The sequence below is a fragment of the Halobacillus trueperi genome (genome assembly GCF_003386945.1).
In the GTDB taxonomy this organism is placed as follows: domain Bacteria; phylum Bacillota; class Bacilli; order Bacillales; family Halobacillaceae; genus Halobacillus; species Halobacillus aidingensis.
The window spans coordinates 64,551-86,250 of sequence record NZ_QUAE01000001.1 but is presented as its reverse complement, the minus strand read 5'-3'; the positions used below and the strand labels follow the sequence as shown (position 1 = coordinate 86,250).

Genomic DNA, 21,700 nt, shown 5'->3' with positions numbered 1-21,700 from the left:
TTTCTGTACTTTCATGATAAAGCGGTTACAACCCTATTCTCAAGACAATCTAAATGCAGCTTTGTCAAACGGAATGTGACAAATCTAAAATATGCTCTTGATCCCTTGCTAAATAGGAATCCTTTTTCTCATAAGTTAGGTCGTCATAACGCAAAATAAGAGCGACAAGGAGGAAAAGACATGAACGTTGCGCAACTATTGATCAAATGCTTAGAAAACGAAGGCGTCGAATATGTTTTCGGTGTCCCGGGTGAAGAAAACATCGACGTAATGGATGCCCTTCTGGATTCTTCCATCGAATTTATTACAACCAGGCACGAAACAAGTGCTGCTTTTATGGCCGGCACCTACGGAAGGTTGACGGGTAAACCTGGTGTCTGCCTGGCCACACTCGGACCAGGAGCTACCAACCTTTTGACCGGTGTAGCCAATGCGAATATGGACCACTGCCCACTGATCGCGATTACGGGGCAGGCGGGATTGAACCGCCAGCATAAAATTTCCCACCAGTACTATGATCTCGTTGACATTTACGCCCCTGTGACGAAGTGGAATGCACAAATCAAAACTGGCGAGATTGTTCCTGAAGTCGTAAGAAAAGCGTATCAACTGGCGATGCAGGAAAAACCAGGAGCGACTCATATTGATTTACCTGAGGATGTGGCGAGCATGGAAGTGACAGCCCAACCACTCCCGATCACCGGCCATTCTCTCCCGCAAGCCGACGAAAAAGTCATCAAGGAAGCGGCTGACCTGCTTTCCAAGGCAGAAAAGCCTCTGATTTTAGCAGGGAACGGAATTACTAGGGAACAGGCAACAGACGAGCTCCAAGCGTTAGCAGAAAAAGCGAACATTCCTGTCGTTCACTCGTTTATGGGGAAAGGCGCTCTGTCCTGGAAGCATGAACTTAGCCTCCTCACGGCAGGTTTAAGCGGGAAAGATCATATTACATGTGGATTTCAACAGTCTGACTTGATCATCCCGATTGGTTTCGATATGGCTGAGACGCCACCTCAAAACTGGAACCCGACCGGAGAGACACCCATTTTGCATATCGATACAGAAGAAGCTGAAATTGACGCTTATTACCCGGTCGCTTTGAACGTGGTCGGGAATATCAAAGAGAACTTGAAGCAATTAATCGAAGCAGTACCGGCAAAAGAAAGAAACATTGACTGGGCGACATCCATCCGGAAAAATATCCTCGATGAGTATGAGCAATATCAACAGGATGAGGCCTTCCCGCTTAAACCGCAAAAAATCATTGCGGACTTGAGAAATGCCATGGGAGATGATGATATCGTCATTTCCGATGTCGGCGCCCACAAAATGTGGATGGCTCGCATGTACCATACATCTAAGCCGAACACCTGCCTCATCTCGAACGGCCTTGCTTCCATGGGAGTAGCGGTTCCGGGTGCGATTGCAGCTAAAATGGCCGCTCCGGATCGGAACGTAGTCGCCGTCTGCGGGGATGGTTCTTTTCTAATGACAGGAGCAGAGCTCGAAACCGCGGTCAGACTGAACCTGCCGATCATTATTCTCCTTTGGAGGGATGATGGCTACGGGTTGATTGAATGGCATCAGATGAAAAAATTCGAGCGTCCATCCTACATTGAATTCGGCAATCCGGACTTTATCAAATTGGCCCAGTCTTTCGGCATGGAAGCTTTACGTGTTGATCAATCGACAGACCTGAAAAAAGCCCTGGATCAGGCCGTTTCCATGAACAAACCTGTGTTGATCGACTGCCCTGTGGATTACAGCGAAAACATGAAGCTAACGGAAAAACTAAAAAATATCACATGCGAATGAGGTGAACACATGAAAATCGGCTCTATTATCAATGGTGAAGAATACCGGGAAGAAACAAGGGAAACCATCACGGTAAAAAACCCTTACAACGAGGAAATGGTTGCTGAGCTGGCCTTAGCTAAAGAAGATGACTTAAACAGAGCCATCGATATTAGTTACGACACTTTTCATCAGACCATGAAGAAAATGCCTGCGCATGACCGGGCAGACATTCTTTTAAAAGCATCGAAACTTTTAGAGGAACGTAAGAATGAGTTCGCTGAAACCATCACCAAAGAAGCCGGGAAACCTCTTCAATTCAGCCTGGGTGAAGTGCAGCGTTCGGTCCAAGTCCTGCGCTTTGCGGCGGAAGAAGCGAAACACATTGAAGGGAAAGTCATTCCGATGGATGCAGCGATTGGCGGGGAAAACCGGATTGGATTCACAAAACGCGTGCCGCTCGGGGTTGTGGCAGCGATTACACCTTTCAATTTCCCTTTAAACTTAACGCTGCATAAAGTGGCTCCTGCCATTGCCGCGGGCAACACGATCGTATTGAAACCAGCGGAAAAAACACCGGTTTCCGCCTACAAACTCGTCCAGCTTCTTCATGAGTCCGGACTCCCGAAAGGCGCCCTTAACTTTCTCCTTGGAACAGGAAAAGAAATTGGAGACCCTCTTGTGAAACACGATAAGATCCATAAGGTCACGTTTACAGGAAGCCTGCCTGTCGGACGAACGATCCGTGAGAATGCCGGATTTAAAAAAGTGACGCTCGAACTCGGCTCAAACAGTCCTAACATTCTTTTTGAAGATGCAGACCTGGACTATGCGGTTTCGAGTTTAGTCAAAGGCGCTTTTGCTTTTTCAGGACAAGTCTGTATATCGGCCCAGCGCATCTATGTGCACCAGAATATCTACGATCGTTTTCTAACAGCGTTTATTGAGAAAACAGAAGCACTGAAGATTGGTGATCCGATGAGCGAGGAAACGGAATTCGGACCGATGATCAATGAAGATGAAGCGAAACGCGCAAAAACGTGGATTGATGATGCGGTTGACAATGGCGCAAAAGTGGAAACCGGCGGTGAACGGGATGGGACGTTATTAAAACCGACCATCATGACAAACGTCAAAAGCGATATGAAAATTATTGCAGAAGAAGTGTTCGCACCCATTGTTTCTGTTATTCCATTCTCATCAGAAAACCAGGTCGTCCATCAGTCCAATGACTCCATATATGGACTTCAGGCCGGCATTTTTACAAGAGATATTGATCGAGCTTTTCGAGTCGCTGATCAACTCGAAATGGGTGGGGTTTGGATCAATGAAATGTCCACCTACCGTCAAGACAACCATCCATATGGTGGGGTGAAAAAGAGTGGCATCGGACGGGAAGGCGTCCAATATGCACTTGAGGATATGACGGAATTGAAGTTTTATGGCATAAGGCTGAACGGGTAAAACAAAAGCTGCTGTCCGACAATATGGACAGCAGCTTTTTTATGATTCAAGCTCTTTTTCTCCGATCCAACCACGAGCATCCATCGCTTTCACGAGATGACTAATGCCGACCATATACGCCGCATCACGCATCCGACAGCCTTTTTCTTCTTTCATCTGAATGACCTTTTCAAAGCCTGTCAACATTTTTTCTTCCAACTGTTTATTGATTTCATCGACTTTCCAGTAGTAATTCATATTGTTCTGAACCCATTCAAAGTACGAAACCGTCACACCGCCAGCATTGCAGAGAATGTCTGGGATGACGAAAATCCCTTTTTCCTCAAGGATTTGATCACCTGCCGGTGTCGTTGGTCCATTCGCCGCTTCGGCAAGGATTTTCGCTTGAATCGTCGGGGCTGTTTCTTCTGTCACCTGATTTTCAATTGCAGCCGGGATGAGAATATCAACAGGAAGGCTGAACATCTTTTCGTTCGTGATCGGTTCTGCTTTTTCATAGGAAGAAGCATAATTTTCTCCATTGTTTGTGAAGGCCAATAAATCCGGAATATCCAGGCCACCTTCTTTATAGATGCCGCCTTTAGCGTCCGTGACTGCTACGATTTTCACACCAAGTTCGTACAAAAATTTAGCCGTCATGCTCCCTACATTTCCGAAGCCTTGTATAGCTGCCGTGGCCTCTGTCATCTCAATCCCGAGCACTTTACAAGCTTCACGGATTGTGAATACAACCCCACGCCCCGTCGCTTGCAGGCGTCCAAGCGAACCGCCTAGCACAACAGGTTTTCCTGTCAGCATCCCGGGGATATTATACCCACGAAGCTGATCGAACTCATCGATCATCCACCCCATGACTTTCGGATTTGTATTTACGTCCGGGGCCGGGATGTCTTTCTGAGGTCCGATGATTGGTGTGATTTTCTTAATGTAATTTCGACTCAAGAGTTCCAATTCGTTTTCAGATAATTGGTCGGGATCAACAATCACCCCGCCTTTTCCTCCCCCTAAAGGAAGATCGATAATCGCTGACTTCAAAGACATCCAGATGGATAGTGCCTTCACTTCATCTAAATTGACATCCGGATGAAAGCGGATCCCACCCTTTGTCGGACCCAGGATATCCATATGCTGAGACCGGTATCCCGTGAAATTTTCAATCCTTCCATCGTCCATCCGCACAGGAATGGATACTTCAAACACCCGCATCGGTTTCTTAAGAAGATGATAAATGTTTTCGTGAAGGCCAAGCCTCTCCACAGATTCCTTCAGTAACCCTTTCACAATCTCATAAGGATTATGCCCATGCGTCATAATATCCGACTCCACCTTATCGTACCTTTCCTTACCCATACTCCCACCTCATCCTTCCATACTTTTCTACACCAGGTCATACATTTTCTTCCAGACCAGGCCATCCAGTAATTTCCAAATGATTACACTTCATTCTTTTCTGGATCCCACGATAATTGATCATCATCTTTATCTGATTCAATGATGACTTCTGTTACACCGCGCTGGTTAAGGATTTTTTTCTCAATTCCATCGAGCACGTGGTCGATCGTTTCTATGGACATTTCCGGATCGAACTCCAATTTCAATTCCACATGCAGCTCTTCTCCCTCTTTCATAACCATCAGTTTTTTGATATCCCGCACTTCAGGGTGCTCAAAAACAAATTCGCCAATTCTCTTTTCCATTTCTTCATCCGCTACCCCTAACACACCAGCTGCATTGTCTAAGAAAATACGACCGACAACATAAAACAGCATCACACCGATGATGACGGAAGCATATCCTTCAGCTGTATGAAAAGGCGTATAGGTGGCAATAAGGATGGAAATCATCGCAATGAGTGCACCCGCGGTCGCGACCATATCTTCAAGGAAAACCAGCTTTGTTGCCGGTTTTGCTCCTCCGAGATTTGCGAGGCTCACTTTTACAACCTCCATCCCTTTGACATTCTCCTGACCGATATCTTTGACAACTTCTTTCATTGCTTTGTACAACACAAAAGACTCAAGAATCGCAGCAATGCCAAGGACCGTCAAGTTCAGCCAAAGCCAGGAACCTGCTTCTGGTGGATGAAGGATGTGATGGATCCCTTCTTTGATCGTTTCATAAGCCAATATCCCAACGATAATGACAGCACCAAGCAATACAAGGTTTACAAGCCGGGCAAACCCATTCGGAAATTTATCGGTCGGTGTTTTTTTACTTAGTGCCGAACCAATAAACACAAAGAATTGGTTGGCCATGTCACCAATGCTGTGCATCATTTCCGCAAACATCGCCACATTCCCAGTAATGAAGTAAGCAATGCCTTTGATCAAAGAAATCGTGGCGTTTATGATGCTTGCCCACAATGCCGGTTTGTTACCTTTCTTCAACAAGACGAATAACTCTCTCATCCCTTACCCCTTTCCGTCCCCAGCTTCTCCCCATAGTTTCCCAAGATCAAGCGGAAATCATTCCATAAAATGTCTGACCAGGTCTTACATATTCTTCCGTACCAGGTCATACATTTTCTTCCATCTAATTCCGAACACAAAAAAAGCACCCCATTGGGATGCTTTTTTGAGGTGAATTAGAATGACGCAGCTGCAGATGCAGCTTCTTCCAGTCCATTCTCGATAATTTTTTCTGCGCGATCAGGGAACTGGTTATGACCTTCGACCACGAGAGTCGTAATATCTTCGATTCCCCAGAAGTCCAGGATGTTTTCTACATAATTAACGGCCATCTCTGCGGATTTCGCAGGACCTTCAGAGTAGACGCCGCCACGGGCATTCAAGATGGCTACCTTCTTATCAGGAAGCAAGCCGACAGGTCCTTCTTCTGTATAGCGGAACGTCTGGCCAGCCTGTGCCAGGTAATCGAAGTACGTGTGCAGAACAGCTGGAATGGTGAAATTCCATAGCGGGAATGCAAATACGACTTTGTCTGCAGCAAGGAACTGATCCAAGTATGCTGTTACTGTATTCGTCGCTTCGATTTCAGCTTCAGTAAGTTCCATACCTTTAGAAAGCTTAAACATGCCATTGATTTTGTCATTGTCATAGTAATCCAGGTTTTCCTCAAACAAGTCGAGCTCTTCTATCTCGTGATCCGGGTGGACCTTTTTATAGTTATCCAAGAAAGTATGGTAAAGTTTGACGCTCACAGACTGCTCCATAGGTCTGGAATTTGCTTTTACGAAAAGTACTTTTGTCATCGTGTGAACCTCCATTTATATAAATTAGTTGTTGTAGCAACCACAGATTATAAAAATAAGCCTAATAATAGCTGTTCGGACGTAGGATTGGTTTTATATCCGTAATTCAAGATGTTGCTACACAAACTATTCAACGTTGTATATATTAATAACTTATCTTCTACTTGTCAAACTACAAGTCTTAGAAAATGGAAACTCCTTCAAATGTAACATTTTTACAAAAATAGGTTTTCACTTTGGCGTATGCGGTTATATAGCTTATGTGCGCACAACTAAAACAAATTCGAAAGGATGGTTTTCTCAATGGCTGATCGTTACAAAACAGGTGAACAAGCTCCAGAAGCAGGTACTTACGAATTTGATGGTTTAGTGGATGGTCGTAAAAAAGACAATGTGACAGAGGATGAGAAACATATCGAGTTGAGCAATGGCGATACGTTCCCACCTCTACGTTCCAGTAAAGAAGCTGCATACTGGAAAAAAGCATAATCATACGCACTTCAACACATAGAAAAGTCCTGGACATCCCCCTGCCCAGGACTTTTCGTCATTTTTTCTTTCCATTAATCACCTTAAATACGGGTGCTTGTTTTTCATCAGGCTGGCGTTCAAATGACGTGATCGTCGCTCCAATCCCGATCGTAAGTGAACCATCTGTCTCCACACGGAACAACGTGCCGGGTTCTTTGACGCGGATGGATTGGACATTGTGTCTGGCAAACACCTGCTGCAAGTCACCAATCAGTTCATCTTTTCCATATGTGAAACCCATTTTGTCACTCCCTATGTGATCCTCTATTACTAGTAGGATATGTAAAAAGAGAGACAAACATGCCCAAGAATTGTGCAAACCCTTTAAAGTCGCTATCCTTTGAATTGCTCACTCATAGAACTGTACCATCACGCGTTTTATATAATTCCAGAGCGTGAAGATGTGTGACTTTCGCTCTATGTTGCGTTCTCTCCTTCACATCAGGGAACTCTTCTGCTTCTACATAATCGGCAAGCACATCAATAACGTCATCTAATAATTTCGCCTTAAAATAAAGTCCCATCCGTTCAACCACGTGATCTCCTGCAAGTACTCTTACTTTTTCCTCCCACATCGACCATTCCTGCGTATAAACCCAAGGCCAAAGCAACGATGCATAATCTGCTGCGCCATCTCCAAGAGTAAGGTCATCCCAATCAATCATGCAAAACCCGTCCGCATTCACTAAAATATTCTGCTGATTCAAGTCATTATGAACAACATCATCAGCTGGACGATCAAAATGAGGGGAATGTCGCACTTCCTTTTCCAACTGATCCGTCACTTCATGAAACCACTCAAAGGTTTCCTTATCTACAAAAGAAAGGATTTCTCTATTGGCATCAATAATTTTCATATCTTCCCTGAACCGACGAATATATGTCTCGATGAAAGCATCTGTGCACCTTTTTTCTGCTGCTCCAAGCATACGTTTAAGCTTTTGATCACCGTGTAACTGAGATACCTTCGAAAAAATTTCATCCGTCCAAGCTTGATTTTCCCATACCTCTCCAGAAAAAAATTCGAACACAAGACCATAAGGGTGATCAGGAATCACCGATTCATGAATGTCCATAACCAACATTGGTGCTTGATAATGTTCCGTCAAATATTTGTGATGAAGCGCCCATTGTTGTAACTTCGGTTGATGGTCCCGCTTTGCAAACTTCACATGCCAGTGTTTCTTCTCATCAGAAATATGATAGGACTGATTGACAAAACCGCCTGGATTCCATATGTACTGTATGTTGGTATCTTCTATATCCAATCCTAGATCAGCTTTATGTGCCCATTCTATCAAACGACTTTTCACCCGTTTTTGATCCATTCAATCATCCTCCTATCACTACATTCTTTTTTAAACCTATCCCTTCCTGCAGATATTTCTCCTATATATCAAAATCATCTCCCTCTAACTTTTAATAACAGGCCATTCATTCTTTCTGAAAAAATGAATGACCTTCTTATCCGACATCTTGTACAAAAAATCCTTCCCTGTCCAATATTCCCCCCTATGATTTAACGTTTTGTCAATTGTCAGACAATTATGAACTTGATATAGTTAGTAAAACAAGGAGGAGATCCAACTTGAAGATCAATCGAAAAAGATTCCAGGAACACATCGAAACCTTAGCCAAAATAGGAAAGATTGGAGAAACCGGTGTCTGTCGACTCGCTCATTCGAAAGAAGACAGGGAAGCCGTTGATGTTGTACGCCTTTGGATGGAAGAAGCCGGTCTTGATACACATATTGACGGATTCGGGAACTTAGTTGGTCGTGTCGAAGGAAAAGAAAAAGACAAACCAATTCTCATGTTAGGTTCCCATATTGACTCCCAGCCCTATGGCGGTCGTTTTGATGGAACATTAGGTGCTTTAGGCGCCATTGAAGTGGTACATACGATGAAAGAAGAAGGCATCACCCCCAACCGCTCCATAGAGGTGATCTGCTTTGCAGACGAAGAGGGTTCCAGATTCAATAAAGGTGTCTTCGGTGTCCGCGGAATCATTGGTCAATTGGAAGAAGGCGAACTCGAACGCAAAGATAAAAATGGGGTGACCCGATTAGAAGCACTTAGAGAATTCGGCGTAGAACCAGATTTGAGTCAAAGTCCTGTCTACAAGCCTGGCGACATTGAAGCCTTTCTTGAGCTCCACATCGAGCAGGGTCCTGTACTCGAATCGCAAAACAAACCCGTCGGAATCGTATCCGCCATTTCCGGTCCAATCTGGCTTACAGTGACATTGGAAGGATTTGCGGGACACGCAGGATCTGTTCCAATGAACTTAAGACAGGATGCGTTTCTAGGAGCCTCAATCATTACAAAAGAATTCAATGAACTTATCCTTAACGAAGGCACGCCGAATACTGTAGGAACGGTCGGCAGTGTCCAAACCTTCCCGAACTCCCGCAATATCATCCCTGAAAAAGTCGAGTTCACGATCGACCTTCGTGATATCGATTTGGATGCCCGCACAAAACTCGAAAAGAAACTCTATGAAATCATTGAACGTACAAGCAAAGAACATAACCTTGAATACTCCATCAGTGAAGATACACGCAGTGATCCCCGCTACTGTGCCGATTGGATCAAAGACATCATGAAAAAGGAAGACGAACAGCTCGGTTATGACTCCCCAACCTTGATGAGCGGGCCTTTTCACGATGCCCTATTCATGTCCTACATCAGTGATTACGGGATGATTTTCGTCCGGTGTGAAAAAGGGATCAGCCACAACCCATTGGAATATGCCGAAATGGAAGACATGCTAAAAGGAGTCGAACTCCTTTACCACACCGCGTTAAAAATCGCTCAGTCCTAAATGGAGGGAGAAGAAATGGAAGCAACAACCGTATTCATCAACGGAGAAGTTATAACCGCAGATCAACAGGGCACCATCCACGAAGCCCTTGCTGTCAAAGGGAAGCGGATTCTTCAAGTAGGATCGACGGCTGAAATCATGGAACGGTGCAGTTCTCACACAGAGGTCATTGATCTGAATGGAAGAAGTCTGCTGCCAGGATTTAATGATGCCCACGCCCACCTCGAGTTGTATGGAACCAATCAGCTTGGCGTCAATCTTAAAGATGTGGATTCTATAGATTCGATCATAGAAAAACTTCATGCACGGGCAGAAGAAACCCCGCCGGGAGAGTGGGTCCGCGGCTGGGGGTACAATCAAAACGCCCTGCTTGAGAAGCGCCATCTGACAAAATGGGATTTGGACAAAGTGTCCACTTCCCATCCGATTATTGTCGTAAGGACTTGTGGTCATATTTCATGTGTGAACAGCAAAGCACTGGAATTGGCAGGTCTCACTTCACAAACACCAAATCCACCCGGGGGAACCTATCACAGGGATGGTGACGATCTTACCGGATTATTGTTGGAAGCCGCCCATATGGAGATGTTCCAGCTTGCCGATTATTCAGAGGCAGAAGTGATGCTTGGATTGCAAATGGCCTCGAGTCACTTTTTGCAAAAAGGGATAACGAGTGTCCATGATGCCGGAGGATACGGCACGAAACACATCCGTTATTTACAAAAGGCTGCTCAGAGAGGAAAAATCAGACAGCGTCTTTACGTCATGTATGGTTCTCTCTACGATTCTCCATCCGTAGTCAAAGCAGGTGTGGAAAGCGGGATCATGACAGGACTAGGCGACGATTGGTTTAAAATCGGTCCTGCGAAAGTTTTTATTGATGGAAGCAGCAGCGGGCCCACATGCAAAACCCGGAAGCCATACACGAGTAATCCAGATGATTCAGGTATTCTATATATGGATCAAAAAGAACTGGATCAGCACCTCCTCCCTGCACACAAACAAGGGTGGCAAATTACCGCTCATGCCATGGGAGATGAAGCCGTACATATGCTGCTGACCACCATTGAGCGAGCGCTCAATCATAGGACAGGTATCGACCAACGTCACAGGCTTGAGCATGCAGGAATCACTCCCCCTGACCTTGTAGAAAGGATAAAAGCCACCCATTCCGTTCCGATTCCGAACCCTGCTTTTCTTTACGAATTCGGGGACGGCTATATCAACGATTACGGGGACAGAGTCCACCACTTTTTCCCGTTAAAAAGTTATCTGGAACAGAACATTCCGTTTGCCATCGGTTCCGATAGCCCCATTACATCGGTGAATCCGCTGATTGGCATCCACGCAGCCGTCAATCGAACAAGTAAAAACGGACAATCCGTCGGACCAGATCAGGCTATTACGGTCGAAGAAGCGATCCGAGCTTATACGTGGGCAGGGGCTTACGCAAGCGGCGATGAACATTTGAAAGGAACAATAGAACCAGAAAAGTACGCAGATCTTGTCATACTCGACCAATCGATCCTGCGTTGTCCCTCTCATCAATTAAAGGACATCCAAGTAGAAATGACGATTCTCAATGGAGATCTCGTGTATGAAAAACAAAAGGAGGATGCTCATTGACCAAACAAAAGTTCGTTAAAATTTATTGCCTTTCTTTAACCATCCCTTTTTTACTTCTCATCTTTCCGTTGTTTTCCATCGCCAACAGGGAAACGCCATTCATTATCGGTTTGCCTTTTTCGGTATTCTGGGTCATTTTTTGGATCGTAGTCACATTCATCATCGTCCTATTCCTGTACAAAATCGATCCTGACAAAGACGAAAAGGAGGTCCACTAAATGGCACAATGGCAAATTGCAATGATCATGATGATTGGTTATCTTGTCGTCGCTTTATTCATCGGGGTTTTAGCCGGCCGTAACCAGGACAAAAGTTCACTGGAAGAGTTCACAACAGCAAAAGGGAATCTCGGTCTGTTCGTCATGTGGTTCCTCATGGGTGGAGCGGTCTTCAGCGCCTTCTCTTTCCTTGGCGCTCCGGGATGGGCCTTTTCCCGCGGTGCTCCAGCTTTGTACATCATCACCTATACAGCCTTCGCCATCTTACCTTGGTATATCATTGGACCGAAAATCGGAGCTATCGGCCGGAAGCACAACATCTATACGGTCGCCGGATTTTTACAGCTGCGCTACTCCAGCCGTGTGATCGCCATGATCATCGGAATTGTCGCTTTACTGGCCTCTATCCAGTACTTGGCCACACAAATGAAAGGGATGGCCTATATTTTCAACATCATGACAGAAGGACGGATCCCCTTCTGGCTTGGTGCCCTGCTTTCTTACGGAATTGTTGTCGTTTACGTAGCTACTGGCGGGCTGCGGGCTGCAGCCTGGTCTGATGTGTTTCAAGGGATTCTCATGATCGTCATTTCCTGGACGGTCGGTCTGACCATCGTTAATCAGCTTCATGACAGTGTCCCCAACATGTTCCGTAATTTGACACAGGACAACCCAGGCTTTCTGCAGATCGGTGCAGAAGGTTCAACGATGTCCACGATGGCCTACACCACGACTATACTCGTATCGACCATCGGGTTTCTCATGTGGCCGCACTTGTTTTCAAAATCCTATGCTACAAAAGCACGCACAATTAAGAAAACCGTGCTCGTCTATCCAATGTTCGCCTTGTTCTTAATTCCGCTCCTGTTTGTCGGATTCTCCGCCGTCAACGTCATCCAATCCGACCAAATCGGTTCACCTGATGAAATTCTGCCATACCTGATTACCACCGTTCTCACTTTGCCGGGCTGGGTGTATGGCCTTGTCGGTGCTGGTGCCCTGGCAGCCGCCATGAGTACCGCGGATGCCATCACACACAGCGCTTCCCTTGAATTCACGGACGGATTGATCCGCAACGTGAAAAGGGACCTTTCAAAGAAAGCGACGCTTTTAATCATGAGAATCGGCGTGTTCGTAATCGGTGGGCTGGCCTATTTCATCACTGTGTTTGGGGGACAGGGGTTGATCGCCCTCCTCCTCGGAGCCTACGGATCAATCGTCCAATTCGCACCCGGGGTATATGGTGCATTGTATTCGAAAAAAATCACCGCACCAGCTGTCATTACAGGATTAATCTCAGGAACCGTCGTCAACTACTACTTCCAGCTTGTCGCGGAGTCCACACCTTTGGATATTAATCCAGGAATCCTCGGCTTGATCGTTAACGTAGGACTTGTCGTTCTAATCAGTGCTTTTACTCAAGGAAAAGAGATGCCGATGGCAGAGGAATATAGAAAAATAGGGTCATAAGCAAAAAGGCACAGCGTTTAGTAAATGCTGTGCCTTTTCAATGAAAAAACACATGGACGATGAGTGCAGAAAGAAGCATAAGAAATTATGACACCCGTAACCTAAATCGAAAAAGGCAGCCTTCCTTTCGCACCTGAACGATGACTCTCCACGTGTTGTTTATGTTTTATAACATCATTGAAGGGCTTCTTCATTCCACCTTCACCCTTACCCATCCCGTCTCTTTCGGAAAGTCCCCCCGGGTCAATGTTTTCCCTTCGATCCATTGCCTGTAGGCTGTCATCGTACCATCATGTGTAACGACAAAAACACGGTCTTTCCCTTGTTGCTTACACCAATGAATCAGTTCAGAAGCAACGTCCACGAATTCCTTTTCAGGGATATCATTGATCCCCTCTTCCCATCGTTCACCAATTAAATGAAAGTCCTGGAATTCAGCAGAAACCCGGTCTTTACCCAATGCTCGGTCACACGGTAAAGTTTTCCATTCCTTTTTCTGTGGAAACATGCGGGGGCCAACGGCAGGAGACACAACTCTCCTGCATGAAATGTCTTCAGTCCACCGTTCAGCCGTTTGTAAAGTTCTTATTGTCGGACTGACGATGAGTAGATCTTCAGAGGATAGGGACCACGTTTCTTGTAATTTTATTGCCTGTCTTTCTCCGCGGGTTGTCAATGCTGGGTGGAGGGTATGTAATCCATCAGGCGTTGCCGTATGTTCTCCTTCCCCATGACGCACAAATACAAGCTCCATCATTGTCCTCCTTCCATTATCCTTTCACTCCCATTTTTCTTACATAACTAAGAACCGTAAGTACAAGGAAGTACAACCAAGCACACCCGATGATAAAAGCCGAAACCACAAGCTCTTCTCCCCTTCCTAGAGAGGAAGTAAACAAAACGACACCACTTAACCCCAAACCTATGAGCGTATAATAAGGAAAGGTTTGCCACCATTTTCGCGTAGGCCATACACGATCGATGAAAATAGACAGGGAAATTCCTAAAAAGAGGTAAACAGGAAATATGTACAAAAATATAAGAGCTGAAACATCCCCACCACCGGGAGATAAGACGTTCACCGTGATTGATACGATGATGGATGAAAAGAAGGCGGCTATCATTCCCGTATATATTTTCATCATACGTTCACCCTCCGTCCTGAACTTTTGAACCTAAAGTTATTTCCCGAGCAATATTCATTCATACCGTAACACATTTTATGATTTGTTTACTAACAAAAAAAGGATGGAGCATCCTCCACCCTTTTTGCTATTTAAGCACTCCATAACTTTTGGAACACCTGCTCCTGAATGGCCTCATGCCGTTTCACCGTCAATAAGCTAAACAGGATATAAGCAAGCAGACTCAAAAGCACGGGTAGTACTACTGTATGCATACCCAGCGCTTGAGGCATAAAACTATGAAATATAATATAGCTTCCTACCCCTGTTAAAATAGAAGCAATGGCTCCACTGGCATTGCCTTTTTTCCAATATAACCCCATGATGACAGGCCAAATGAAAGCTGCTTCCAGACCGCCGAAAGCAAATAAGTTCAACCAAATCAATAAGTCCGGCGGCTGAATCGCCATGGCAAATACGAGAATGCCAATGACAGTGGTGACGGAAATACTCAGCCGCTTCACCTTCTCCGCACTTGCCTCACGGTTGACATAGTTCATATACACATCTTTTACCACAGCTGAACTGACAAGCAGAAGGAGTGAATCGACGGTCGACATGATTGCGGCCATCGGGGCTGCAAGTACAATGCCTGCCAGCCATGCCGGCAGCACCTCCATCGCGATTCGCGGCATCACTGTATCTCCGACTTCAATTCCAGGAAGGACAGGTCTTGCAAAGACGCCTGTCAAGTGCATGCCGAGCATGATGACACCGACCACAACAGTACCGATAATCAAAGCCCTGTGCATCCCGCGTGAGCTTTTATAGCTCATGGCACGGACAGCGACTTGCGGCAGACCGACGACACCTACACCGACAAGGATCCAAAAGGACGATACATAGACCGGCGTAAGGGAACGGTCCGCTCCATACGGCGAAATTAGATCCGGGTTCTCTGCTGCAAGATCGGAGATAATGTTCTCAATCCCGCCCCCTGCGATAATCGTACCGATCAAAATGGTCATCGTCCCGAAAAACATGATGACCCCCTGCACAGTATCCGTAATTGCTACAGCACGGAATCCTCCGATAATGACATAAACAAGCACGGAAACAGCGAAAATGAACAAGGCTGCCGTATAGGAAAGACCTGTAAAGGATTCAATCAGGCGCGCACCCCCGACCCACTGGGCCGCCATCGCGGAGAATAAGAAAATGATGATGCTTGCCGCCGAAAGAATGACCACCCATTTACTTTGATAGCGTTCCCTTAAGAAATCCACAAGTGTGACAGCACGAATCTTCCTAGCCATGATGGCAAATTTCTTTCCAAGTACCGACAGTACAAAATAGCCCGTCGCAAGCTGTGTCATGGAAAGCAAAACCCAGCCGAGTCCAACTGTGTAAGCGACTCCGGGACCGCCGACGAAGCTGCTCGCACTTCCATAAGTGGCGACCATCGTCATCGCTAAAATGAAACCACCAAGCTGACGGCTTCCTAAAAAATATTCCTGAAGAAAATCCGCACTCGACTTTAAGTATTTCGAAGCATAAAAGCCGATGAAGAAAATGATCACTAAAAATAATAGCAGTGGTATAACAACGCCCCAATTCATTTTTCAACCTCCTCATCCAGCGGTACTTCCTTAAATAAAAACTTGACCGCAAAAATCACGAGAAGGAAGATGAATACCGTGACGGCGATACAACTATAAAAAAACCAAGCAGGAAAGCCGAAAATGTAGTCGTACTCCTCCACTGGCCCTGACCCGAGACCATAGGCAAAGCCATACCAAAGAATGAAGTTCACAACAACCAGTGCTACCCCGATCAACGCTTCTTTATTAGCAATTTTGTATCGCGGATCTTCCATACGCTTTTCTTGTTGATTCATAGAATATTCCCCCTTAACCAACCGAACGTCTACTTATCTCTGTATTTGTTCTTTGCTGCATTCTTGTTTTCTTCTTTTCCAAGCTTACCGAAAAATCACTCGTCTGTCTGCACCCTTTTTTCACAAAAACGTGCTACTCCACCCCTTCCAGACATAAAGTATGAATATCCTTTTTTGAAGATAAGCTCCCGTTTGTGGAAGACTCAGTTTCGAGACTCTTTCGGGTTTCGTTGCTGGGTTGAGCGTCAGGGGTGGTTGGAAAGCGAGCCATTCCCCGCAGCCCCCATCCACTCAACAAAAGTCTCGAAATCGAGTCTTCAAGAATACTGCCATATAGTTTAATAATTAATAGTCAAGATTATCGATAAAGCAGAAAAACTTTTACTTGCGTAGCCGGCTGCATCATGTAGAATGGATATATTCATAGATACAAAGGGAGTGCGCCGAATGAAAAGACACTCAGCCTTGTTCATAGTCATCCTGCTTCTCAGTTTTGCATTGCCGTTTACATACGGCGAACACCAAAGCGGCTATTTCAAAGGCGACGTCCAGGAAAGCACTCTACTTGAAACAACGTCCTCAAACGATGATCAAACAGACAAAACGTTTGTCCTTCCAGCTTTGTTTGGTTTTCTGTTGATCGTACGCTTATGTACAAAAATTACATCAACATCCATGAGGGCCTTTCGCAAGTTATTCTTTCTGAACCCTGTATTCTATCAATCCAATTATGTGATTCAATACCTTTGATGTTGCTCCAGTCAGCCAACAATCAAAGGAGGGTTCACCTATGTTATGGTTTAGAATGATCATGATCGGTATGTTCTCATTGACAGCTTTGTCTCTCTTATCTTATCAGGGAACAGAGATCTATCATGCTTTCCTCGAGTTCTTTAACAAAAAATAACCTTACACCCATACGCAGTTTCATGCGTATGGGTCTTTTTATAGAGGGAATTCCAGTTGAATGTCTCTAGGTTCACGCGAAAAAATAATAGGATTGACTTCCTGAGCGAGCACACAACCCATCTTCTGATAAAACTTCTGGGTGTCGACAGAGGGATGGGCACCAATATACAGTTTCTCCGCTCCCAATGCTTTCGCAACCGCTCCCGCTTTCTGGAAAAGCAATCTCCCTATCCCAGTTCCTCTAAGGTTCCGGCTCACGTGTATGTACGACAATTCTCGGTACATGGCTTTTTCCCCAAAAGTAGTCGCTTCAATGACAGCGAACCCGTAGACTTTCTGCTCCTTCACAGCTGCTACTACGCCTCCGCCATTTTCTATCACCAATCGAAAGTGATGAATGATCGTCTGTTTGTTTTCTTCGGTCCAATCCTCTTCAAAAGAATCGCGTTCTTCATTAAATACGCCTGATTTCAACACCCATACGCGGTCCGTTTTTTGATATCGATCAAAAGCATCCAGCATGCGATTGTCAAGATCAAAATATTTCAATGGAATGATGTTCATTTCTTTCCTCCAGTCTTCACGTCAAAAAGGAGCCCCTTAATGGCGGCCCCATCGCGCTTATTTGTAAAGAAGGTTTAAGCGTTCTTCCTCTTCTTTTTTATCATGATACTCATAAAAACCTACCCCGTTGCCCCAAGGATCTTCAAAAGTCCCCCACTTGACGGGTACCTCTTCACGCGAATGGATGTCAAAAGGGGCAATGCCTAATTCTTCAATCAGAAAGTCTTTTGTCGCTTCAAGGTCTGTAACGCCAATACGGAAAGGTCCACTGTTTTCAGCTGGCGTTCCCTCCGCCAGCTGCAGCCAGAATCCAGGGATGACCTCCCACTCGACAAAACCTTCATGAGGGATGAAATCAGGCTTCTTCCCAAGTAGTTTTTCATACCATTGCTGCCCTTCTACAAGGTCGGGGACACGTATTTGATTGGTCACTTCGAATAACACGAGCGTTCCTCCTTAGTATTCAACTTTTGTAAAAGCGGTGGGAGTTCAGTCAAATGAAAGATAGAATAGCGAGCCAATGATTTTTCCTCTTGTCTATCCTTTTTCCAAACGGATGTCATCCCAATATTTTCTGCTGCTTGCACATCTTTTTCCATATGATCTCCGACATATACACATGCTTCGGGCGGCTGATTCATCCGTTCCATCGCTCGTTCAAAAATCGCCGGGTCAGGTTTTTTCACCCCCTCCAACTCTGAGATGAGGATGGTTTTGAAAAAAGATTGAATGCCTAAGGCCTTCATGTTGTCCATTTGGAAACGACTTTTTCCATTTGTGATGAGACCCAGATGGTATTTGTTCGCTTTTAATTGCAGCAATACTTCCTGTAGTCCTTGAAAAGGAATACAATGATGTTTAAAAGAGTCCTGATAATCTTGATAGAGCTCTACCTCCATGCCTTTCCCTAAAGCCAGTTCATGTACAAGTTGTTGATAAACTTGATCCTTAGGCCGATACCCTTGCTCATCCAATTCAATGAATCTTGAGGTGAAAGCTTCTCTTGATACAGAATGGAGAGACTTCTCGAATCGAGCGAATTGATCGTTAATAAAATGCTCAACAGAAGCATCGCGGTCCAAAAGCGTCCGGTCCAAGTCGAAAATAACAGCCTTGATCATATTCGATGCCCTTCTTCTCTCGCTTTTCGATAGCCGTAAAAGGAACAGTTTTCCTCTACTTGAAAACCACAAGACTCATAGAATGAGAAATTCTCTTTCGATGTATGCGCAAACCAATCCCCATGCGGCAGCTTTTCCATACATAGAGAAAACAGCTTATGAGCAAGTCCTTTTCCACGATACGGTTCTGAAACGAGCAAGTCCATGATCGTCGCCATCATGATTTGATCAGAAACGACTCGAACCATTCCTACCATTTCTTCTTGATCCCATACGGTAAACGCCCATGTAGAGTTCTCAAAGATGAGAGAAAATTTTTCTTCCTGCCACGAAGGAACACCTTGTGACCATCCGACCTCTTCAAACAGCTGTTTTGCACGTTTGGAAGGTACTCCCTTTGTGCCTTCACGAATCGTCAATCCTTGGAAATACTGATACATCTTTTATTCCTCCGTATACGTCTGCTGCAAGAAGGTGACAGATTGAAGGATGAGTTCTTTTAAAACCTCTTCATCAATGTCATCCACCTTGTTGATATACACACACGCTTTTCCACTCTTGTGTTTCCCGAACTTCTCAAGAAGCTCTTCACGTGCCGGATCACCCGTTGCAAAATAAAGGCTGATATTCGCTTTGCGTGGAGAAAAGCCTACAAGTGGAGCATCCCCTTCATGGCCCGTCTTATATTTATAATGATAAGAACCGAAGCCAATGATGGACGGTCCCCACATTTTGGCTTCATACCCTGTGGTTTCAGTGAAAATGTCCAACAACCGAGAGGCATCTTCCCGCTTTTTCGGATGGTCCACTTCTTCAATGAATGCAATCACGCTACGATCGTTCTGCTTAGTTTTTTGTTCATAAGCCATCTCTCCCACTCCTTTCCCCTGTGTTCTATACTAGTTCCACTATCCCGCCTTCATTTCCTTTTAAAACCCAAAAGAAAAAAGGAGCACCTGCAACGGAACCTCCTTTTCTTCATCATAAAAAAATAAACCTCCTAATGGGGAGGTTTATCATGAACCTTTAAGTTCTTCGTATATTTCTGTGACCCAAAAGTGCCGAGGAAAAATGAATAGTGTCCAATAATCCTGCCAGTCCGACTTTTCGACCTCTGTCTTTTCCACAGGAGGTTTCGCTTCTTTCTTCACCTTTTCCATCTGTGCTGAAAATATCTCTTTTCCATCTGAATTGGTTACAGAAAGCATCCCTTCCCCGTCCATTTCCGCGTTAACAGGATCTCCTTTTAGGTGAGTGTAGGAAATCTCCTCAGGGAGTTGATAGTCTTCTTTTACACCTGGAAATTCTTCGTTGGGTTTTAAAACCGATGTTTCATAGAATTCAAATCCATAGTCCAGCATCTTCTTCGTATCTTCATAAGACAAATCTTTCGTGCGGCTTTTCATTGTAATTACAATCAAATCCATATTCTCCCGGCTCGCACTCGTTGCCAACGTGAAACCAGACTGAGGGACATATCCTGTCTTCCCACCTGTCACACCTTCATACGGATCTTCTCTCATTAAACGGTGATGAGTGTACAGCGTAGCATCCCACTTCTCCCCATCCCAATCCAGGGTCTCTAACCCATAAATCTCTTTGAACGTCTCATTTTCTTGTGCATACTTCGTAATTTCAGCCAAGTCTTTCGCTGTCGTCCGATGCTCCGAGTCGAACAAACCATGAGGATTCTTGAAATCCGTCTGCTCCACACCGGCTTTTTCTTCAAGGTAAGCATTCAAGTCCTCAGAGAACTGCTCGACACTCCCACTTAAATGCTCGGCAATCGCAACACCAGCATCATTCCCGGAGTTTAAAAGCAGCCCTTGGACGAGCTCTTTTAAGGTTGCCTGGTCTCCCTCTTCAAGAAATACACTGGAACCTCCTGTTTCATAAGCCTTTTCACTAACTGTTACAGTCTCATTAAGGTCCCCGTTTTCAATGGCATAGATCGCTGTTGCAATCTTCGTCAAACTGGCCGGGTACATGCTCGTCTCAGCATTCTTCTCATATAAAACTTTTCCTGTATTCGCCTCAAGAACGATGGCCGCCTCACTATTGATCAACGGTGAATCCGGTTTGGAAATGGCCATCACTATGTTTGAATTCATATAAAACGTGGTATATAGAACTACAATGATTATCATAAGTTTCTTCATTTAAATGACGACTCCCTGTACACAGTTATTGATCTTATACATTCGCTCTTTTTAACCATGTATCAGTATATACATAATTGTCGCAATTTGAAGAAAACCCACGAATTCTTAAATAAATTGTAATACCCTTGTAAACTATTTGGATATTTCCTGAAAATCTTCCAACTGCTGTTTCTTTAATAATATGGAAGAAGTCAAGGTCCTACGGGAAAAGGTTCGCTTTCCCAACCACCATCCAACCATACAAAAGCTCCAAAACAGCCCCTCAGGAATAGGCAGCTTTTACAGTAAAAAGAGGGCCTCTACATTAAGAGACCCTCTTTTTACTTGTGTTTTTTCCTATGTGATTGTCACTTTCAAGACAACTTCGCCCCACATGACTTCTCCTGTTCTTTCAAAACCAAGAGATTCATAAAGCCCGATGGCACCTTCATTCTCGGGTTCTGCACTTGTGTAGAAGTCTACAGGACCATACGTTTCCTTAATAAGAGCAAGCAAAGCGGTCATCGATGCTTTTCCGTACCCTTTTCCCTGATGATTTTGATCGATCATGAAACGACTTACTTCCAAACGTTTCGTTTCAGGATCACGGTCGTACATAAGAAAACCAATCATCATGTCGCCATCATAAATACAAGTAGGAAAAAACTCCTTTTCAAATGAAGCTTCAATGATCGAATACCAATTCTCAGCAACAAAGCCTTTTTGGCTTTCATCGACCTTCAGGCTGACACATGTTTCCCAATTTTCTTTTGTTACCGGCTTGAATAATAGATTCATTTCCAGCA

At 44.8% G+C, this 21,700-nt stretch carries 24 protein-coding genes; 8 read left to right on the top strand and 16 right to left on the bottom strand.

The features are described 5' to 3' along the window. The first annotated feature begins 180 nt into the window (after positions 1 to 180). Together DYE48_RS00420 and DYE48_RS00415 are read left to right on the top strand one after the other, a co-directional pair. Positions 181 to 1,815, top strand: a complete 1,635-nt coding sequence (locus DYE48_RS00420; protein WP_115821895.1) for an acetolactate synthase large subunit — start codon at positions 181 to 183, stop codon at positions 1,813 to 1,815. 9 nt (positions 1,816 to 1,824) lie between these two features. Then, positions 1,825 to 3,258, top strand: a complete 1,434-nt coding sequence (locus tag DYE48_RS00415; protein ID WP_115821894.1) for an aldehyde dehydrogenase family protein — start codon at positions 1,825 to 1,827, stop codon at positions 3,256 to 3,258. Between the two features lie 39 nt (positions 3,259 to 3,297). Here the strand turns inward: DYE48_RS00415 and DYE48_RS00410 are convergent, their stop codons facing one another. From DYE48_RS00410 to DYE48_RS00400, 3 genes are all read right to left on the bottom strand, one after another. Beyond that, complete coding sequence (locus DYE48_RS00410; RefSeq protein ID WP_279629287.1) at positions 3,298 to 4,608, bottom strand: Glu/Leu/Phe/Val family dehydrogenase; 1,311 nt, start codon at positions 4,606 to 4,608, stop codon at positions 3,298 to 3,300. An 83-nt stretch (positions 4,609 to 4,691) separates the two neighbouring features. Next, positions 4,692 to 5,666 (bottom strand): cation diffusion facilitator family transporter, encoded by a 975-nt coding sequence (locus DYE48_RS00405; protein ID WP_115821893.1) that lies wholly within the window; start codon positions 5,664 to 5,666, stop codon positions 4,692 to 4,694. A gap of 176 nt (positions 5,667 to 5,842) precedes the next feature. Next, a complete protein-coding gene (locus tag DYE48_RS00400; protein WP_115821892.1) occupies positions 5,843 to 6,469 on the bottom strand; it encodes an FMN-dependent NADH-azoreductase in 627 nt (208 codons plus the stop codon). 303 nt (positions 6,470 to 6,772) lie between these two features. Here DYE48_RS00400 and DYE48_RS00395 point away from each other — a divergent pair, with 303 nt between their 5' ends. Continuing rightward, positions 6,773 to 6,958 (top strand): YjzC family protein, encoded by a 186-nt coding sequence (locus tag DYE48_RS00395; protein ID WP_115821891.1) that lies wholly within the window; start codon positions 6,773 to 6,775, stop codon positions 6,956 to 6,958. Positions 6,959 to 7,016: 58 nt separating this feature from the next. On the opposite strand, the gene DYE48_RS00390 is transcribed toward DYE48_RS00395, so the two are convergent. Together DYE48_RS00390 and DYE48_RS00385 are read right to left on the bottom strand one after the other, a co-directional pair. Further along, positions 7,017 to 7,241 carry a hypothetical protein gene (locus DYE48_RS00390; RefSeq protein WP_089650816.1) on the bottom strand — a complete coding sequence of 75 codons (225 nt, stop codon included), beginning with the start codon at positions 7,239 to 7,241 and terminating at the stop codon, positions 7,017 to 7,019. Between the two features lie 112 nt (positions 7,242 to 7,353). Beyond that, positions 7,354 to 8,328 (bottom strand): phosphotransferase, encoded by a 975-nt coding sequence (locus DYE48_RS00385; RefSeq protein ID WP_115821890.1) that lies wholly within the window; start codon positions 8,326 to 8,328, stop codon positions 7,354 to 7,356. Positions 8,329 to 8,588: 260 nt separating this feature from the next. On the opposite strand from DYE48_RS00385, the gene DYE48_RS00380 reads away from it, so the two are divergent. The 4 genes from DYE48_RS00380 to DYE48_RS00365 are packed head-to-tail and all read left to right on the top strand — an operon-like array spanning position 8,589 to position 13,138. Continuing rightward, positions 8,589 to 9,824 (top strand): Zn-dependent hydrolase, encoded by a 1,236-nt coding sequence (locus DYE48_RS00380; RefSeq protein WP_115821889.1) that lies wholly within the window; start codon positions 8,589 to 8,591, stop codon positions 9,822 to 9,824. A 15-nt stretch (positions 9,825 to 9,839) separates the two neighbouring features. Further along, positions 9,840 to 11,450: an amidohydrolase gene (locus DYE48_RS00375; RefSeq protein ID WP_115821888.1), complete on the top strand. Its 1,611-nt coding sequence runs from the start codon at positions 9,840 to 9,842 to the stop codon at positions 11,448 to 11,450. Then, the gene (locus DYE48_RS00370; RefSeq protein WP_115821887.1) at positions 11,447 to 11,668 is read left to right on the top strand and encodes a DUF3311 domain-containing protein; all 222 of its coding nucleotides are present in this window, start codon (positions 11,447 to 11,449) and stop codon (positions 11,666 to 11,668) included. Before DYE48_RS00375 ends, DYE48_RS00370 begins: the two co-directional genes overlap by 4 nt. After that, positions 11,669 to 13,138 (top strand): sodium:solute symporter family protein, encoded by a 1,470-nt coding sequence (locus DYE48_RS00365; RefSeq protein WP_089650810.1) that lies wholly within the window; start codon positions 11,669 to 11,671, stop codon positions 13,136 to 13,138. 190 nt (positions 13,139 to 13,328) lie between these two features. On the opposite strand, the gene DYE48_RS00360 is transcribed toward DYE48_RS00365, so the two are convergent. From DYE48_RS00360 to DYE48_RS00345, 4 genes are all read right to left on the bottom strand, one after another. Beyond that, positions 13,329 to 13,892 (bottom strand): histidine phosphatase family protein, encoded by a 564-nt coding sequence (locus DYE48_RS00360; RefSeq protein ID WP_115821886.1) that lies wholly within the window; start codon positions 13,890 to 13,892, stop codon positions 13,329 to 13,331. Positions 13,893 to 13,908: 16 nt separating this feature from the next. After that, positions 13,909 to 14,283 carry a hypothetical protein gene (locus tag DYE48_RS00355; RefSeq protein WP_115821885.1) on the bottom strand — a complete coding sequence of 125 codons (375 nt, stop codon included), beginning with the start codon at positions 14,281 to 14,283 and terminating at the stop codon, positions 13,909 to 13,911. A gap of 131 nt (positions 14,284 to 14,414) precedes the next feature. Next, positions 14,415 to 15,881, bottom strand: a complete 1,467-nt coding sequence (gene panF, locus DYE48_RS00350) for a sodium/pantothenate symporter (protein ID WP_115821884.1) — start codon at positions 15,879 to 15,881, stop codon at positions 14,415 to 14,417. Then, positions 15,878 to 16,138: a YhdT family protein gene (locus tag DYE48_RS00345; RefSeq protein WP_115822251.1), complete on the bottom strand. Its 261-nt coding sequence runs from the start codon at positions 16,136 to 16,138 to the stop codon at positions 15,878 to 15,880. The genes panF and DYE48_RS00345 overlap by 4 nt, the downstream gene beginning before the upstream one ends. Before the next feature lie 468 nt (positions 16,139 to 16,606). Between DYE48_RS00345 and DYE48_RS00340 the strand changes: the two genes are divergently transcribed. Next, the gene (locus DYE48_RS00340) at positions 16,607 to 16,909 is read left to right on the top strand and encodes a hypothetical protein (RefSeq protein WP_115821883.1); all 303 of its coding nucleotides are present in this window, start codon (positions 16,607 to 16,609) and stop codon (positions 16,907 to 16,909) included. A gap of 195 nt (positions 16,910 to 17,104) precedes the next feature. Here the strand turns inward: DYE48_RS00340 and DYE48_RS00335 are convergent, their stop codons facing one another. The 7 genes from DYE48_RS00335 to DYE48_RS00305 all read right to left on the bottom strand — a co-directional run bounded on the left by DYE48_RS00335 (position 17,105) and on the right by DYE48_RS00305 (position 21,692). Further along, complete coding sequence (locus tag DYE48_RS00335) at positions 17,105 to 17,632, bottom strand: GNAT family N-acetyltransferase (RefSeq protein ID WP_115821882.1); 528 nt, start codon at positions 17,630 to 17,632, stop codon at positions 17,105 to 17,107. Positions 17,633 to 17,689: 57 nt separating this feature from the next. Then, positions 17,690 to 18,076 (bottom strand): VOC family protein, encoded by a 387-nt coding sequence (locus DYE48_RS00330; RefSeq protein ID WP_115821881.1) that lies wholly within the window; start codon positions 18,074 to 18,076, stop codon positions 17,690 to 17,692. Continuing rightward, positions 18,061 to 18,753 (bottom strand): HAD family hydrolase, encoded by a 693-nt coding sequence (locus DYE48_RS00325; protein ID WP_115821880.1) that lies wholly within the window; start codon positions 18,751 to 18,753, stop codon positions 18,061 to 18,063. The genes DYE48_RS00330 and DYE48_RS00325 overlap by 16 nt, the downstream gene beginning before the upstream one ends. Beyond that, entirely contained in the window at positions 18,750 to 19,193 is a 444-nt protein-coding gene (locus DYE48_RS00320; protein WP_115821879.1) for a GNAT family N-acetyltransferase, read from the bottom strand. The genes DYE48_RS00325 and DYE48_RS00320 overlap by 4 nt, the downstream gene beginning before the upstream one ends. A gap of 3 nt (positions 19,194 to 19,196) precedes the next feature. Then, positions 19,197 to 19,622: a DUF1801 domain-containing protein gene (locus DYE48_RS00315; RefSeq protein WP_115821878.1), complete on the bottom strand. Its 426-nt coding sequence runs from the start codon at positions 19,620 to 19,622 to the stop codon at positions 19,197 to 19,199. A 147-nt stretch (positions 19,623 to 19,769) separates the two neighbouring features. Continuing rightward, on the bottom strand, positions 19,770 to 20,912 hold the full coding sequence (locus tag DYE48_RS00310) for a D-alanyl-D-alanine carboxypeptidase family protein (RefSeq protein ID WP_115821877.1): 1,143 nt from the start codon (positions 20,910 to 20,912) through the stop codon (positions 19,770 to 19,772). 339 nt (positions 20,913 to 21,251) lie between these two features. Beyond that, positions 21,252 to 21,692, bottom strand: a complete 441-nt coding sequence (locus tag DYE48_RS00305) for a GNAT family N-acetyltransferase (protein ID WP_115821876.1) — start codon at positions 21,690 to 21,692, stop codon at positions 21,252 to 21,254. Between the last annotated feature and the right edge of the window lie 8 nt (positions 21,693 to 21,700).

Coding starts and splice junctions, on each gene's coding strand:
- DYE48_RS00420 (WP_115821895.1), top strand. CDS start 181: ATGAACGTTGCGCAACTATTGATCAAATGCTTAGAAAACGAAGGCGTC.
- DYE48_RS00415 (WP_115821894.1), top strand. CDS start 1,825: ATGAAAATCGGCTCTATTATCAATGGTGAAGAATACCGGGAAGAAACA.
- DYE48_RS00410 (WP_279629287.1), bottom strand. CDS start 4,608: ATGGGTAAGGAAAGGTACGATAAGGTGGAGTCGGATATTATGACGCAT.
- DYE48_RS00405 (WP_115821893.1), bottom strand. CDS start 5,666: ATGAGAGAGTTATTCGTCTTGTTGAAGAAAGGTAACAAACCGGCATTG.
- DYE48_RS00400 (WP_115821892.1), bottom strand. CDS start 6,469: ATGACAAAAGTACTTTTCGTAAAAGCAAATTCCAGACCTATGGAGCAG.
- DYE48_RS00395 (WP_115821891.1), top strand. CDS start 6,773: ATGGCTGATCGTTACAAAACAGGTGAACAAGCTCCAGAAGCAGGTACT.
- DYE48_RS00390 (WP_089650816.1), bottom strand. CDS start 7,241: ATGGGTTTCACATATGGAAAAGATGAACTGATTGGTGACTTGCAGCAG.
- DYE48_RS00385 (WP_115821890.1), bottom strand. CDS start 8,328: ATGGATCAAAAACGGGTGAAAAGTCGTTTGATAGAATGGGCACATAAA.
- DYE48_RS00375 (WP_115821888.1), top strand. CDS start 9,840: ATGGAAGCAACAACCGTATTCATCAACGGAGAAGTTATAACCGCAGAT.
- DYE48_RS00365 (WP_089650810.1), top strand. CDS start 11,669: ATGGCACAATGGCAAATTGCAATGATCATGATGATTGGTTATCTTGTC.
- DYE48_RS00360 (WP_115821886.1), bottom strand. CDS start 13,892: ATGGAGCTTGTATTTGTGCGTCATGGGGAAGGAGAACATACGGCAACG.
- DYE48_RS00355 (WP_115821885.1), bottom strand. CDS start 14,283: ATGATGAAAATATATACGGGAATGATAGCCGCCTTCTTTTCATCCATC.
- panF (WP_115821884.1), bottom strand. CDS start 15,881: ATGAATTGGGGCGTTGTTATACCACTGCTATTATTTTTAGTGATCATT.
- DYE48_RS00345 (WP_115822251.1), bottom strand. CDS start 16,138: ATGGAAGATCCGCGATACAAAATTGCTAATAAAGAAGCGTTGATCGGG.
- DYE48_RS00340 (WP_115821883.1), top strand. CDS start 16,607: ATGAAAAGACACTCAGCCTTGTTCATAGTCATCCTGCTTCTCAGTTTT.
- DYE48_RS00335 (WP_115821882.1), bottom strand. CDS start 17,632: ATGAACATCATTCCATTGAAATATTTTGATCTTGACAATCGCATGCTG.
- DYE48_RS00325 (WP_115821880.1), bottom strand. CDS start 18,753: ATGATCAAGGCTGTTATTTTCGACTTGGACCGGACGCTTTTGGACCGC.
- DYE48_RS00320 (WP_115821879.1), bottom strand. CDS start 19,193: ATGTATCAGTATTTCCAAGGATTGACGATTCGTGAAGGCACAAAGGGA.
- DYE48_RS00315 (WP_115821878.1), bottom strand. CDS start 19,622: ATGGCTTATGAACAAAAAACTAAGCAGAACGATCGTAGCGTGATTGCA.
- DYE48_RS00310 (WP_115821877.1), bottom strand. CDS start 20,912: ATGAAGAAACTTATGATAATCATTGTAGTTCTATATACCACGTTTTAT.
- DYE48_RS00305 (WP_115821876.1), bottom strand. CDS start 21,692: ATGAATCTATTATTCAAGCCGGTAACAAAAGAAAATTGGGAAACATGT.